The organism is Cytophagia bacterium CHB2 (assembly GCA_030263535.1).
GTDB lineage: Bacteria > Zhuqueibacterota > Zhuqueibacteria > Zhuqueibacterales > Zhuqueibacteraceae > Coneutiohabitans.
Genome location: SZPB01000130.1, coordinates 1 through 15,379 on the forward strand (window position 1 = coordinate 1; position 15,379 = coordinate 15,379).

Consider the following 15,379-nt stretch of genomic DNA (forward strand, 5'->3'; position numbering starts at 1 on the left):
GTTTCGGGCAATTCATGCGTCGAGGGCGTGCCATAGGCGGCCAGTGGAATCGAGCCGAGCGTGGCGATGATTTCCGCCGCCACGCAGGCCTCGAGCGCGATCCCGGCGGTGGCAAAACCCGTGGCATGAATTGGATGGGCATGAACCACGGCGTTAACGTCAGGCCGTTCGCGGTACACGAAGAGATGCATCAACAATTCGCTCGAGGGCTTGCCGGCGCTGAGCGCGCGGCCGTCAAGGTCGACGCGCACCATGCCCTCGGGCGTCATATAACCCTTGCTCACGCCGGTGGGTGTGGTCAAAAACGTGCCATCGGCCAGCCGCAGGCTGATGTTGCCATCGTTGGCTGCCACAAAACCTTTGTCGTACATCCGCCTGCCAATCTCGCAAATACTCTGTCGCAGAATTGCTTCGTCACTCATGGCGTATTCATCTCAAAATAGTGGTCGGCAAAAGTTCACCCGTGAAGGCCGTTTTAATGACTTGTTGCAATATGTATGTTTTCGAGTCCTTTTCGCAACATTTTTTTAAAAAAGATGCTAAAGGTGCAACATTTTATTTGCATTTCCGCCGCACCGATGTTATATTCGCCGCACCATTCGCAACAAGGACGGGCTCTTAAGGAAGAGTAACCCCTCACACACGGATGTGTCGTTTACTTCGTAGGACTTTCATCGCAGTTTCTACAAAGACTTCGGACGCAAGCAGGAAAGCAATCGGTTGGAGTAAACTGCGGCGCAGATAAACGCAGTGGCGCACCTCACCTTTAGACTTCCCAACTCTCCAGCCTGAAAATTGGCCAAATTTCATTTTATTTAAAATTGATGAACGCCGTTGTTTCATCAATTGCCGGATGATGCCGTTTAATCAGGGTAGATGGGTAACTGTTGTGGCGCGACTATGATCTAAACCGAATCATCAAACAATCTTTAATTTTGAGTTTTGCCGTATGAACCGCCCAATCCCGAAACTCAACTCGTTGATTGGCCTTCACCGCCCCCTCAAGTCGATCATACCTTTTATTTTCCAATTTAAATATTTCATTTCCCGATTTCATTTCACCGTTTATTCTTCAGGCCGGAGCAGGAGGTCAGGCCCTTTGCTCGTTTTGTTTTGTTGATTTTAAACAACGCCAAACCGGGTAGCTTGGCGTTGTCCATTGCGGTAGCTCGTGCGTGAGCGTGCAGCAACTTCTTGAGAATGTCATCATCAAATTTTTTGGGGAGGCCGTGAGTGTGTTGTCGTTAAGTAACAAGAGATTTTGATGAGGGCGGTTTCGAGAGGCGCTGCGACGCGAGTTTTAAGAGGCTAAAATTTGCCGGACAGCGATGGCGCAACCATGAGTGATTTGCCTCAGTGCCGTGAGGCGGCCTCGGCGGTTGTGACATCATCATTAATAATGAAAGGGTAGGATTATGGAGGAAAACTTTAACATGAGGTACGGAGGTCAAACACATGCGAGCACTTTCACGTGTTGTCGCTCGCCGGTTGCCAGGTGGCTGTTGTATGGTCTTGGCGCTGGCACTTGCCGCTTGCGTGACTTCACCGACTGAGCAACTGGAGCAAGCCGAGAAGTTACTCAGTGGGCTGGAGTCCAAAGGTGCGGAACAGTACTTGACGTATGAATTAGCAGAGGCCCGCCAGAAAATCGAAGAGGCGAAGAAGTTTATGCGCCAAGACCAGGTTGAGCTTGCGGGCGAGTATTTGTTTCGGGCCTGTCAAAAGTTGGATAGTTGCAGCATTGCTTTCGTCCAGATGCGGCGAACCGCCGAAATCGCCAGCCGCGAAGGCATCAAAAAAGTGTCGTCCGAGTTGGCGCGGCTGGAAGAGATGGTCGCGAATTTACCGCGCCTGACGTATGTCGACCAAAACCGGCATGATATCCACGTTTATCGTCTGCGCCGGTATCATAAAGACATTGCCGCATTAGCATCGCTGCTTCAAGTGCAAAACTTTCCGGAAGTTTTGCGGCGGATTTCCGAACTCGATACGCAATTGCAAAAAACGTTGGTCGGCCTGACCAATTCCGTTCGAGTGACGGCAACGCCGGTTCAAACCACGAGAAAGCAAGAGATAAAAGAACCACCGCCAGAAAGGAAGATAAATAACCTTTACGCCAACTCGCCGACGCGTTGATTCGATTGGCAATCGCGATTCCAATTCATTATTAAAGGCAACACGACGCCTCGATTTTTTGAAGTAGCCGAGGCCAGGGCGTTTTATTTTCAATACCCCCGATTAATCTCTTTTTGCCACAAGCGCTTACCTAAAATTTCCCCGCCACCGGCAGGGCAGGATTTCTTTTTTATTTTTGAAACATAGCCCTCTCACTCTTTCCCCGCGCAATTTTTTTTTGTAAATTGCGGCAATTCAAAACCGCATATTCGATCGAATCTTTTTCCATATTCAAGCCCGAAGACCCAGCCAGGTCTGTGCAACTTAGAATCGCAACGAGGAGGAGCAACCGTCATGACATCACCGCTAGCAGAGGTCACGGCGCTACACGAAAAGGCAAAATTGGCGGGACATGAACACCTCTTGCAGCATTGGCACAAGCTACCCCCCGCCGGGCAACGGCGCTTGCTTCAGCAAATCTCCGAGATTGATTTTGATCTCATCAACGACATTTACATCAACCTGATCCGGCAGAACAAGACAACACAGGCCAATCTCACGCTGGAACCGGCGGATGTGATTTCGCTGGCGCATCAACATGCCCACCCGCAGGAATGCGCAGCCATGCGGGCGGCAGGCGCAGATTTGCTTCGGCGCGGCCAAGTCGCGGCAGTGTTAGTGGCCGGCGGGCAAGGCTCGCGCCTGGGTTTCGAGGGCCCCAAAGGCGCGTTTGTGTTCGGCGCGCTCAGCGGCAAAAGCTTGTTTCAGTTGCATGCTGAAAAAATTCTCGCCACCTCCCGGCGCTACCGTGCTGCCATCCCCTGGTACATCATGACCAGTCTGGCCAATCACGAAGAGACCAAAGCTTTTTTTGCACAACATCGTTTCTTCGGGCTGCCGGCCACTGATGTTTTTTTCTTTCAGCAGGGCATGATGCCGGCAATCGACGATAGCGGCAAGATTATTTTGGAAGCGCCGGACAGCATCTTCATGAACCCCGACGGCCACGGCGGCACCTTGCAAGCGCTGGCCAAAAGCGGGGCGCTCGCAGACATGCGCCGCCGCGGCATTACCGAAATTTTTTACTTTCAAGTCGATAATGTACTGCTGCATATTTGCGATCCCTTGTTCATCGGGTATCATGCGGCCGCGCAAGCCGAGATGAGCGCGAAGGTATGCGGCAAACGCGATCCGCATGAAAAAATCGGCGTCATTGGCAAAAAAGACGGGCGGTTGACGGTGATCGAATACAGCGATATGAGTGAGGCGGATAAAGAAATGCGCAATCCTGACGGCAGCTTGAAATACAATAGCGGCAGCATTGCGATTCACATGCTGCGCGTCGATTTTGTCTCACGCCTCACGGAAAGCCGGCAACGCCTGCCCTGGCACATAGCGCACAAAAAAATCCCGTTTATCAATGCGATGGGAGAGTTGATCAAGCCGGAGCAACCCAACGGCTATAAGTTCGAGACGTTTATTTTTGATGCCCTGGGCGGCGCCAGGCACAGCGTTGTTCTCGAAGTCAATCGGCATGCAGAGTTCAGCCCCATCAAGAATGATACCGGCGTGGATTCACCTGAAACCGCGCGCCGGGATTACTACAATCTCTATGCCGGCTGGCTGGAACAATGCGGCATAAAAGTTCCGCGCGATGGCGAAGGCCGGCCCAGAACTAAAATTGAAATCAGTCCGCTGTTTGCGCTGGAGGCGCAAGAATTGGCGAGAAAACTTCCTGCGGATTTTAAGCTGGAAGGGGAGGTGTATCTTTCTTGAATTGAAAAATAGCGTACAGACTGCGTGAAACGAAACGGCTTCACACAGCCTGCACACTTTTACAAGAAGTCAAGCAGCTTATCCCAAAATCATTGCCAATCAGATCAACTGACCGGTCACTTTTGCACAATCTACCGCAAAGCGATTCTACCATAGTGACCGGTCAGTGATTTTGGCCTATTTCAACAAAATCATCCGCATTGTCATCACCTCGCGCCTGCCCGATTGCCCTTCAAAAATCAAGCGCAAGAGATAAATGCCGCTGCTCGCCGTCTGACCTGCATCATTGGCGCCCTGCCAGCGGATCACATGATATCCCGCCGAAAAATAATCATCATGCAGACGCATGACTTCCTGACCTTGCAGATTGTAAATGCTCGCCTGCAAGCGTCCGTCTTCCGGCAAGGCGAGATTGAGGCGTGTGTCAATGTTAAACGGATTTGGGTAGTTCTGCGATAAAGCAAAACTCTCGGGCACCGCGAGAGACAATGATACCGATCTCGGCTTGGCAAGATGATTCATCGCGATCACGCCGCTCGCGCCGCCGCCGGTTGAGATGGAAAAATCATCCACCCGCAACACCCCTTTTGTAGAAGTCCGATACCCGGCCAGTTCATAATAAAAATTGCTGTCAAGCGTGTAGCCCGTCAGCCCGAAAGGCTCGTTATAAGTATCGAACCAGGTTGCGCCGTCGAGTGAAGCTTCAAAATGAATGCGCGTGTCATCGCAGCGCAGGCGCAGATAAACCTGACCGGTAATATTCAAGTTGCCGGTCACATCCACGCCGTCGACAGCGCCATTCTTCTTCCATTGCACATACAACAAATACGGCCCGCTCGCTTGATCGCGATAAATATAGAAACGATACCACGTCGCTTGATTGTAGATACCGGTCGTCGCCGATTGGTTGAACGTCGGGCTTAGGCCAAGCGCGCCATCATCATTCGGTTGCGTCACTTTTGCCGTGATGGTGGTGTTGCGCGCCGCAAACGCTTGCTTCGTGATTACCCAACCGCTTTCCCCGCCTTGCGAACGCAATTCGAGCTGGCCGCCGGCAACCGCGGTTTGATTGCCCGCATTTGTTCCGCGCGTCCATTTATTCGCGTCGAGGCTGCCGCTGTTGAAATCATCGGCAAACAGCGCGCTGGCAAGCGTCGTGAACGTGAAATCTCCGCTCGTCGCGAGGTTACCAGCCGCATCTTTGGACTTGACGCGATAATGATACGTCGTTCCGGCTGACAAGTCTGAAAGCGTCACGTTGTGTGTGGTGGTTAGATTCGCGTCCAGCGGCGAAGACGAACCATAACTGTTCGTCAGGCCGTATTCCACCTGCGAATCGCTTGCTTCATTCGTATTCCAATTGATCTGTACCGATGACGACGTGATATTGCTTGTGGCAACATTCGAAATCACCGGCGGCGTAGCGTCAGGCGTTGCCGTGGCAAAAGTGAAATCTCCGCTTACCACCAAATTTCCTGCACGGTCTTTTGATTTTACGCGATAGTGATACGTCGTGTTGGCAGTCAAGCCGGAGAGAGCAACGTTGTGCGCCGTAACCCGAACACTATTCAACGGCGAGGAAACGCCGTAATTCGTGGTCAGGCCATACTCCACTTGCGAGTCGCTGATCTCACTCGTGTTCCAGAGAATTTGCGCTGTGGCGCCGGTGAGATTGGCGGCGGCCACATTCGACAGCACCGGCTTCGTGGTGTCTGCGATCACGCCGTCAATAAGAATCGTTTGGCCGGCGGTGACGTTGGCGGCAGTGACTTGAGTGCCGTCCAGAAAAGTTACGACGACATCAACCGAATCCAGCGCGCCGAGGCCAAAATGCAGCACTGGATCATCTTGACCGAGATAACCTGCGCCGCTGCGGGCTTCGCGCCAGGTTACCGGCGCGCCTCCCGCCTGGCCCGCCGGATAAATTCTCGTCTTAGCGCCAAACGCGCCCGCAACACCCTGCGGTGAAACCAAGCGGACTTTCAGCCAATTGCCGTTATTGAAATTATTGCGCACGAGCCAATTACGCGAACGTTTGCAGCCTACGGCAAAATCCAAATCGCCGTCATTATCAATGTCGGCAAAGCCAATGGCGCGCGGATCATTGATGCCGGCAACTGGAATCGACGGTCCGGCAACGAATGTTCCTGCGCCGTTGTTAAGATAACAAACGTCATCGCCGGCAAACACGATATCGAGATCGCCGTCGTTGTCAAGATCAGCAACGCCAGCCATGTAGCCGTCAGTATTGTCAAAGCTTTGATGAAAACGAAACGTGCCGTTGGCGTTGCTGAGGTAAAGATAGCCGACATTGTCGCTCGCCAGCAGCAGATCGAGACGGCCGTCATTGTCAACATCGGCTGTAGTAATGCCGTCGCCGGCGCGGTGGCTGATGCCGAGCACAGCCGGCGAAACCAAAGAGAAGCTGCCCTGGCCGTCATTGCGCAGAATGTTGAGATCGCCGGTGCGATTGGCGGCAATGATGTCAAGATCGCCGTCGCCGTCGTAATCCGTGGCGATTGCGCCTTGCCCGGCACGCGCTTCGTAGAGCGCGCCGGAATTGATGGCGGTAAACTGCAAATCGCCGTCGTTGCGATAAACCTCATTGCGATCCTCGGGCGCATCCGTCGTGCCCAGATAATCCGTCACTGCGAACAAGTCGAGATCGCCGTCGTTATCCATGTCGAATGCGGTCACGCTGCGGGTTTCCCATTCGCGCAGCGGCAATCCGCTCGCGGTGGTAGCGTCGGTAAAAAAACCGTTGCCATTATTGCGGAATAGATTATTGATGCCGGGAATCCCGGTGGTTCCGCGCGTTGTGCCGTTGTACAAATCAAAATCGCCGTCATGATCCAAATCGGCGAACAGCGCGCCGTGCGAGCCGCCGTCGAAGTCAGCGATGCCGCGCGCGGCGGCTTCACTCGCAAACACGTTGCCGCCGGTATTGCGATAGAAAAGATCGACGTCCGGCTTTTCCAAAACGTTGTACATGGTAATGTAAAGATCCGGCAACGCGTCGTTGTCGACATCCGCAAAAATGGCGGCATGGCCGCCGGTGTCATTAACACCGGAAGGCCCGCCGGTGCCTGCCGCGAGAGTAATGTCGGTGAAGGTAAGCGCCGCAGCGCCCGTTTGGAACGTTTGATCGCCGCTTGCGGCGAGATTGCCGCTCGCATCTTGCGAGAGTACGCGATAATGATACGTCGTGTTTTTCGTTAAGCCGGAGAGCGCGACACTATGCGCGGTGACCAGCGCGGGATTGAGCAGCGAAGTGGAGCCGTACGCCGCGGTCAACCCATATTCCACCTGGGAATCGCTGGCTTCGTTGGTGTTCCAGGAGATTACGGCATCGTTTGCAGTAACATTGCCCGCGGCAATATTTGAGATCACCGGTGGTGTGACATCGTCAATATCCGGCTCCGTCGAAATGATCGCAAAATCATCAACCACCCACTCGCCGTTGGTGGAAGAGCGGTAGCCGGATAACTCGAACGCAAATTGACTATCGAGCGAGTAACCGGTCAACGCAAAAATCTCGCTGTAAGCCGTGACCCAGTTCGCGTTATCGTAAGAATATTCGAAATAAATCGAATCGGCGCTGGTCCGCAGGCGCAGATGAAAATTGGTGCTGAAGACAGCGTTGGTTGCAACATCGCGGCCATCGATGATATTATTCTTGCGCCACTGCACATAAAGCTTGTAAGGGCCGGAACTGCTGCTGCGATAATTATAAAAACGATACCAGCTCGGCTCATTGTAAAAACCGTTGAGCGCGGAACGCGTAACGGTGGCTGACATGCCGAGCGCGCCGTCATTGTTGGGCTGCACGACTTTGATCTGCACAATCTTGTTGCGCCCGGAGAAGGTATCGCGCGTGTATATCCAGCCGCTGTTGGCCCCGCTGGAACGCAGGCGCAGCGCATTGTTCACAATCGCGGTTTGATTGCCGCTGTGGCTGCCGAGCAGCCATTTGTTGGTATCAAGCGCCGCTGCGTTGAAATCATCCTCCAAAACCACGCGCAAGGTGGTAAATGTGAAATCACCACTTACACCGAGATTTGCGCTGGCATCGCGCGATTTGACGCGATAGTGATAGGTTTTGCCCGGCAATAATCCAGACAGCAAAATCGTGTGATTTGTGACCAGGCTGGGCGACAGCGCCGAGCTTTGGCCGTAATTAACGCTCAAACCGTAATCCACCTGGCTGTCGCCCGGTTCATCTGTCAGCCAGGTGAGGCGCGCCGAACTTCCGGTAATGTTGCTCACCGCAACATTCGTGATTACCGGCGGCGTGACGTCATTGGCGGGCGTTGCAAAAGTAAAATCGCCGCTCACGGCCAGATTGCCTGCTGCGTCTTTGGAACGTACGCGATAATGATACGTCGTTCCTGCCGTCAAATTTACAAGCGTCACGCTGTGACTGGTCACACGAGCCGTGTCCAGCCCGGAAAGCGCGCCGTAAGCATTCGTCAATCCATATTCAACCTGGGAATCGCTGGCTTCATCTGTGTTCCACGTAATTTTTGCGGAAGCTGCCGTGAGTTCCCCGGCAGCAACCGTCGTGATCACCGGCGCTGTGGTGTCCGCGGCAGCGCTGGCGGTCGTAAATGTCGCATCGGAGGAAGCCGAGGCATTGCCGCTCGCGTCTAAGGCGCGCGCACGGTAGTGATACGTCGTTGCCGGCTGCAAGCCCGCCAGCGTAATCGCGTGCGTATTCGTCAACAGCCCGTCATGCCAGCGAAAATCAAACTCGGTGTTGACATAAGCCGCCCACCACTGGTTGGACATGACTTCATAGCCGGCGTCATTGGGATGCAAGTTATCCGCCATCCAATCCAAAGCCCAGTTGGGATTGGCCAGAAACGCCGCATGATTATCGACAAGATGTATGCGATAGCCGCTGTTGGCGCGGGCATTCACCAACGCCGGAAGTTGCGCATTCACCGCAACGCTGACCGTCTCGCGTGCATCGGTGCGCGGGATCAGAGTCGAGAGATAAATCTTGGTATTAGCATTATATTGGAAAATGGCATCCACGATCGCGGTGATCTCAGACACGACCAGATCCGCGCTGTTGCCGCCGCTGATGTCGTTGGTGCCGATGTGCAGCAAAACCGCTTGCGGCTGTGCTTGCGCCAGAAAAGTATTGAGGCTTCCTAAAATTTGATTGGCAGACCAGCCCGGGTGGCCTTCGTGATCCGTGTCCGGCAGTCCGGCGCCGTATTGCAGGCTGCCGACAAAATCAAAGCGGCTGCCAAAACTTGACAAACTATGATACAAAAATGCGCGATAGCCTGATTCGTTGGTGCTGCCCACGCCTTCGGTGATACTGTCGCCCAGCGGCATGAGGCGAATCACGCCGTGCGGTTGCGTGTCATATTCGATCGTGCCGAGCGTATTGCGATCCGTGGTGAAACTCACCTGCGCCGTCGTTTGCGTAATGTCGGACACCGCCACGTTCGAGATCACGGGCAATTCCGGCACTCCGCTCAGCGTCGTAAAGGTGAAATCATCGCTGGCCGCGAGATTCCCCGCGGCATCCCGCGATTTTACGCGATAATGATACGTTTCGCCAGCAGTCAAGCCGGAGAGTACAACACTGTGCGCCGTCAGAAAATTGGCATCCAGCGGCGAGGAGGCGCCATACGCTGCCGTCAAACCATACTCCACTTGCGCGTCGCTTGCTTCATCGGTATTCCAGGTTATGGTGGCGCTGGTTTGGGTAATGTTGCCGCTCGCGACATTCGAAATGACCGGCGGCGTCAAATCCGGAGGCGGCGCTTGCAGGGAATTGATGGAGAAATCATCGACCACCCATTCACCTTTTACCGGCGTATTGTAAGCGGCCAACTCGAAGGCAAACAAATCGTCCAGCGTGTATCCCGGCAGCGCAAACGTCTCCGAATATGCCGTAGTCCAGGATACGTTATCAAAGGAATATTCAAAATAAATTACGTTCCCACTGGTGCGCAGGCGCAAATAAAAATTGCTGGTAAAGGTCACGCCGGCGGCGACATCGAGGCCGCCGACCACTCCGTTTTTTCGCCATTGCACAAACAGCTTGAACGGCTGGCTGTTGCTGTCGCGATAATTGTAGAAACGATACCAGTTCGATTCGCTATAAAAGCCGTTGACCGCGGCCGTTGTTGCCGTCGGCGACATGCCCAGACTGCCGTCATTGTTCGGCTGCACGACTTTTATCTGGATCGTTTTTTCTCTGCCGCTGAATTTGTCGCGGGTATATACCCATCCCGTGCTGTTGCCCGTGGTACGCAAACGCAATGCGCCGCTTTGCACCGCAGAGATATTTTGCGCCTGTGAGCCTAAAATCCATTTTGTCAGATCGAGGCTCGCGCTATTGAAATTGTCGGACAGTAGCGGGCCGTCAGACGTGGTGAAGGTGAAATTGCCGCTCGTCTCCAAATTGCCTGAAGCGTCTTCGGATAGGACGCGATAATGATACGTCGTGTTCGCATTCAAGCCTGTAAGCGTGACGCTATGCGCCGTGACCAACGCCGGGTTGAGCGAAGAAACATTGCCATAACTCGATGTCAAACCATATTCGACCTGGCTGGTGCTCGCTTCATCAGTGTTCCAGTTTATTTGCGCCGAGGAGGAAGCAATATTGCCGCTGGTTACGTTCGAAATAACCGGCGGCAAGGCATCCAACGCCAGCGTGATGAAGGTAAAGTCGCCGCTGATCGCGAGGTTGCCGGCGGCATCCCGGGAAAGTACGCGATAATGATAAAGCGTGTTGGCCGCCAATCCCGTCAGCGTCACCGCATGCGAGGTCACGCGATTGGCATCCAGCGGCGAAAGACTGCCGTAAGCTGCCGTCAAGCCATATTCCACCTGGGAATCGCTCGCTTCGTTCGAGTTCCACACAATCGTTACACTGCTTTGCAAAATATTGCTGCTGGCAATGTTCGAGAGCAGCGGCAACGCCGCGTCAGCAGGCGGCTCAACCTCGCCTTCGCCTTCGCGCAGCGTGAGCTTTTGATTTGCCGCGATGTCATAATAGCGGTCTTGCAAGCCGGAGGGCCATTGTACGATCAGTGAGTCGATTTGCGAGCCGGCTCCCAAACCGAAATGCGCAGTCAAATCGCTGCCGGTGCACAGATAGGCTTGCCCGGCAACAATCATCTGCGTTTGTTTTTGACCGCTGGCCCACGCGATCACACGCGCGCCCACACCGTCGCGATTGCTGCTCTCACCGATCAGCTTGATTTGAAGCCAATTGTTGAGCGGGCCGTCATTGCGATACAAGATGCAATCCTGGCCGGTATTCGAGAAGAAAATATCGAGATCGCCGTCATTGTCATAATCCGCATAAGATGGGCTGTAGCCGCGGCTGAAATTATTCGCGCCTGAAGCGCTGCTCACGTTGGTAAACGTGCCGTCGCCGTTATTCTGAAACATCTTGTTTTCATTGTTGCGCGTGATGTACAAATCCGGCCAGCCGTCGTCATTGAAATCGGCAAACAACACGCCGCGATTGCCGGCGCCGCCGACCGTCACGCCCGCGCTTTGCGTCACGTTCGTGAACGATTGTCCGTTGTTGCGAAAGAACAAATTCTCGCCGTCATAATTGCAAATATAAACATCGAAATCGCCATCGCGATCGTAATCGCCAATCGCCGCGCCCTGGCTGTGCGGCGCGGGCGCGTCAATGCCCCAACTGCTCGCCCGCTCTGAAAACGTGCCATTGCCATTGTTGATGTAAAGCAGATTAGGCTCGTCCGTCTGGCGCACCACGAATAAATCGAGATCGCCATCCAAGTCGACATCAAAGAAAATCGGCTGCAAGCTTTGCGAAAAACTGCCAATGCCCGACGAGGCGTTGACGTCCTCAAAAGTGTGATTGATATTTTGGCGAAACAGAACATTGTCGCCGTTGGTCTGCGTCACAAAAAGATCGAGCAGGCCATCGTTATTGTAATCTCCCCAGGCCACACCCTGGCCTTGCCCGGTCACGTTGACGCCGGCCGCATCGGTAACCTCGGTAAAGGTATTGTTGCCGTTGTTGCGATAGAGCACGCTGGCATTGGAGCCGCCCAGGATAAAAATATCCAAATCGCCGTCATTGTCATAATCGGCGGAGGCCATGCCGCGATCGCGCTCCATCGGATTTTGCACGCCCGCGCTTGCGGCAATATCTGTAAACGTTCCGTTGCCGTTGTTGCGCAGCAGAAAATTGGGCGCGTCATAGGCCATGACGTAAATGTCCGGGCGGCCATCTCCGTTATAATCGCCGAAGGAGGTGCCGTGACCGAAGCCGCCCGGCGCAATTTCCGGGATTCCAGCGGCGGAGGTTACATCCGTGAAGCGAATGGTTTGGCCGAACAACGCAAGGGGCGTGCTGAGGGCGGCCAACAGCGTGAAAACGCCGAGGCGCGAGACAGGATGGCAAGCTGCAGTCAGATTCATGACCTGGTCTCCTTGACAACTGCGAGGTTGAGATGTTTTTGAATCAAAGGGGGGCTGACAGCACTGGTTGTTCGCTTCAGTTCTCGAAACGATTTGAGACAGACTCTTGAGAAGACGGGGCGGGACAACTGAGATGGATTTACAGCTTGTGGCGTCGGGCAACGACACATCCGTAAACGGCTGTTAGAATCCCTTCTCTCAAGTGGATAACCAGCTTTCGACGACGTCCTTGTTGAAGGGGCACAATCTAAAAAAATACACGAAATTGGCAAGCAAATAATTTTGGCGCATGAAAAACCCCTCATCGGCGAGGATTCGATAATATTCCAATTGAACGAGTTGATCTTCAGGCGATTTGCACCGTGTTGCAGCGCATTCGCTTTCTTGACTTTTACCCCAAGATTTCCTATCATCCTGCCTTTGAATGCCAAAAATTAAGGGAGTCGAAGGTTTTGCCGCGCGTCTATCAAAATCATATTGCTGGCATTTGGTGTGAATCCGCCTCGGGCGAGCGTTTCGACAATCACAATCCGGCGAATTGGGATGAAGTCATTGGCTCATTTCCCGCGTCGAGCGAGTTGGATGTCGATCGCGCCGTGGCTGCGGCGTCCGCGGCGTTTGAGGCCTGGCGGCTGACCCCGGCGCCGAAACGCGGAGAGATCATCAAACGCGCCGGTGATTTGTTGACGCGCCACAAAGAAGACATTGCGCGCTTGATGACTTCCGAAATGGGCAAGGTGTTGGCTGAAACGCGCGGCGATGTGCAAGAGGGCATTGATACGGCCTACTACGCGGCCACCGAGGGCCGGCGGCTGTTCGGGTTCACCGCGCCTTCTGAACTTCCTGATAAGTTTTGCATGTCGCTCCGGCTGCCGATCGGCGTGGCGGGCATCATTACCCCATGGAATTTTCCACTCGCAATACCGACCTGGAAAATTTTTCCGGCGCTGGTGTGCGGTAACACGGTGGTATTCAAGCCTGCGAGCGACACGCCCGCAACCGCAACGCGCTTTGTTGAAATTTTGCTCGAGGCCGGCTTGCCGCCACAGGTTATTCAGCTTGTACACGGCTCCGGCAGCAAAGCGGGCATGGCCCTGGTCGAACATGACCACGTGAATTTGATTTCGTTCACCGGCTCAACTGCGGTGGGCAAACAAATCACGGCGGCGGCAGCCAAAAACTTGAAACGCGTTTCGCTCGAACTGGGCGGCAAAAATGCGCAAATCGTCATGCCCGACGCGGATTTGGAACTGGCGCTCAAGGGCGTGTTGTGGGGCGCATTTGGCACCACCGGCCAGCGCTGCACCGCCACCAGCCGTTTGATTTTGCATGAAGCGATTCACGACAAGTTTCTCGCGCTGCTGATCAAACAAGCCGAGAAGCTTCGCCTGGGCAACGGCCTCGAACCGGATACCGAGGTGGGCCCGTTGATCAATTTCCAACAACGGGAAACCGTTGCCGGTTATGTTCAAATCGGCAAAGCGGAAGGCGCGAAACTCGAAACCGGCGGCGAGGCGTTCACGTCGGGCGCATGTGGCAAAGGCTCGTTCTATCGCCCAACAATTTTTAGCAACGTTGATCAAAACATGAAGATCGCGCAGGAAGAGATTTTCGGCCCGGTGCTGGCGGTGATCAAGATCCAGAGTTTCGAGGAGGCGGTGAGGGTGTTGAACAACAGCAAGTATGGCCTGAGTTCATCAATCTACACCCGTGATGTGAATGCGGCATTCAAAGCCATGCGCGAGGTGCAAGCCGGCATCACTTACATCAACGGCCCGACCATCGGCGCAGAGGCGCATTTGCCGTTCGGCGGCGTAAAGGAGACCGGCAATGGCCATCGCGAAGGCGGCTGGCCAGTTTATGATTTTTTCAGTGAAACGAAAACGGTTTATGTGGATTATTCCGGCAGACTGCAGCGCGCGCAGATTGATAATCAGTGAGCTGATGCGCTCTGATCCTGCAATCGCGATGGCCGGATGAAATGCAGCAAACATACTAAACCGTGGGAATCATCCATCAGTTGGAAGTCAGACTTGCAGATTCATGAAAGCAATACTGCCGTTGTTTCTGAAGAGCAGTATGGGACGCTGTTTTTGGTCAGCACGCCGATCGGCAATTTGAAGGATATTACCCTGCGCGCGGTGGAAACGTTGCGTGCGGTGGATTTGATTGCGGCGGAAGACACGCGCCGCGCTGCAATTTTATTGCAGCATTACGATATTCGAAAGCCGACGATAAGTTATCACAATTTCAATGAACGGAAAGCTGCGCCGCGTTTGCTCGCCGAATTGCGCGCCGGCAAAAGCGTGGCACTCATTACTGACGCCGGTACACCGGGAATTTCCGACCCCGCGTTTTACCTCGTGCGTGAGGCCCTGGCCCACGCCCTTCCCCTCGAAGCGATTCCCGGTCCGGCAGCGTTTGTCCCAGCGCTGATTCTGTCCGGCCTGCCCACCGATCGCTTCGTCTTTGAAGGATTTCCGCCCGTGAAAAAAGGCCGCCAAACTTTTTTCCAGGAGCTGAAACACGAGCGTCGCACCATCGTGTTGTATGAGTCGCCGCAGCGCGTCTTGCGCACCCTCACGGCGGTTTTGGAAATATGGGGCGATCGGCGCGTGGCCCTGGCGCGCGAACTGACAAAACTGCACGAAGAGACGCTGCGCGGCCGCGTCTCGGAATTGCTGGACATTCTGCAAAACCGCACGCTGAAAGGCGAATGCGTGCTGGTGATTGCCGGGGCGGAACCTCGGCGCGAGCGTTCGGCCGCGCCGGAAACGCCGCCGGGTTAAGGGGATTTATACACATGCCTTTGCGAAACCCGGCCACACGCGGAGGGATGGCAAAGCCGCTCACACAAGCGGTTGATCATCGTCGCGCCAACGCTTGGTGTTCGTATGACCGGCGACGAAGCCTCCGTGACGCGGGGCAAGCAGCAAAGAGCGCAGTATTTTTCACAACATGAGAGGGATGGAACAGATCTGTGAAAGTCAACATTTTGCCGGAAAGCCTGAAGAATTGGTTTCTCAAGCTCATTACACCGATTGTCGATTATTTCATTTCC

Annotated in this window: 6 protein-coding genes; 4 read left to right on the forward strand and 2 right to left on the reverse strand. The window is 54.2% G+C overall.

Annotation, left to right across the window (positions count from 1 at the left end; all coding sequences use genetic code 11):
• Positions 1-422, reverse strand: a 422-nt coding sequence (locus tag FBQ85_14065) for a class II aldolase/adducin family protein (protein ID MDL1876280.1), incomplete at its 3' end; no start/stop codon positions are given.
• A gap of 1,033 nt (positions 423-1,455) precedes the next feature.
• Between FBQ85_14065 and FBQ85_14070 the strand changes: the two genes are divergently transcribed.
• Both FBQ85_14070 and FBQ85_14075 read left to right on the forward strand, forming a co-directional pair.
• Positions 1,456-2,136: a DUF4398 domain-containing protein gene (locus FBQ85_14070; GenBank protein ID MDL1876281.1), complete on the forward strand. Its 681-nt coding sequence runs from the start codon at positions 1,456-1,458 to the stop codon at positions 2,134-2,136.
• Between the two features lie 333 nt (positions 2,137-2,469).
• On the forward strand, positions 2,470-3,891 hold the full coding sequence (locus tag FBQ85_14075; GenBank protein MDL1876282.1) for a UDPGP type 1 family protein: 1,422 nt from the start codon (positions 2,470-2,472) through the stop codon (positions 3,889-3,891).
• Positions 3,892-4,068: 177 nt separating this feature from the next.
• On the opposite strand, the gene FBQ85_14080 is transcribed toward FBQ85_14075, so the two are convergent.
• A complete protein-coding gene (locus tag FBQ85_14080; protein ID MDL1876283.1) occupies positions 4,069-12,318 on the reverse strand; it encodes a T9SS type A sorting domain-containing protein in 8,250 nt (2,749 codons plus the stop codon).
• Between the two features lie 452 nt (positions 12,319-12,770).
• Between FBQ85_14080 and FBQ85_14085 the strand changes: the two genes are divergently transcribed.
• Together FBQ85_14085 and rsmI are read left to right on the forward strand one after the other, a co-directional pair.
• The gene (locus FBQ85_14085; GenBank protein MDL1876284.1) at positions 12,771-14,258 is read left to right on the forward strand and encodes an aldehyde dehydrogenase family protein; all 1,488 of its coding nucleotides are present in this window, start codon (positions 12,771-12,773) and stop codon (positions 14,256-14,258) included.
• Positions 14,259-14,294: 36 nt separating this feature from the next.
• Positions 14,295-15,107: a 16S rRNA (cytidine(1402)-2'-O)-methyltransferase gene (gene rsmI, locus FBQ85_14090; protein ID MDL1876285.1), complete on the forward strand. Its 813-nt coding sequence runs from the start codon at positions 14,295-14,297 to the stop codon at positions 15,105-15,107.
• Positions 15,108-15,379: the final 272 nt, after the last annotated feature.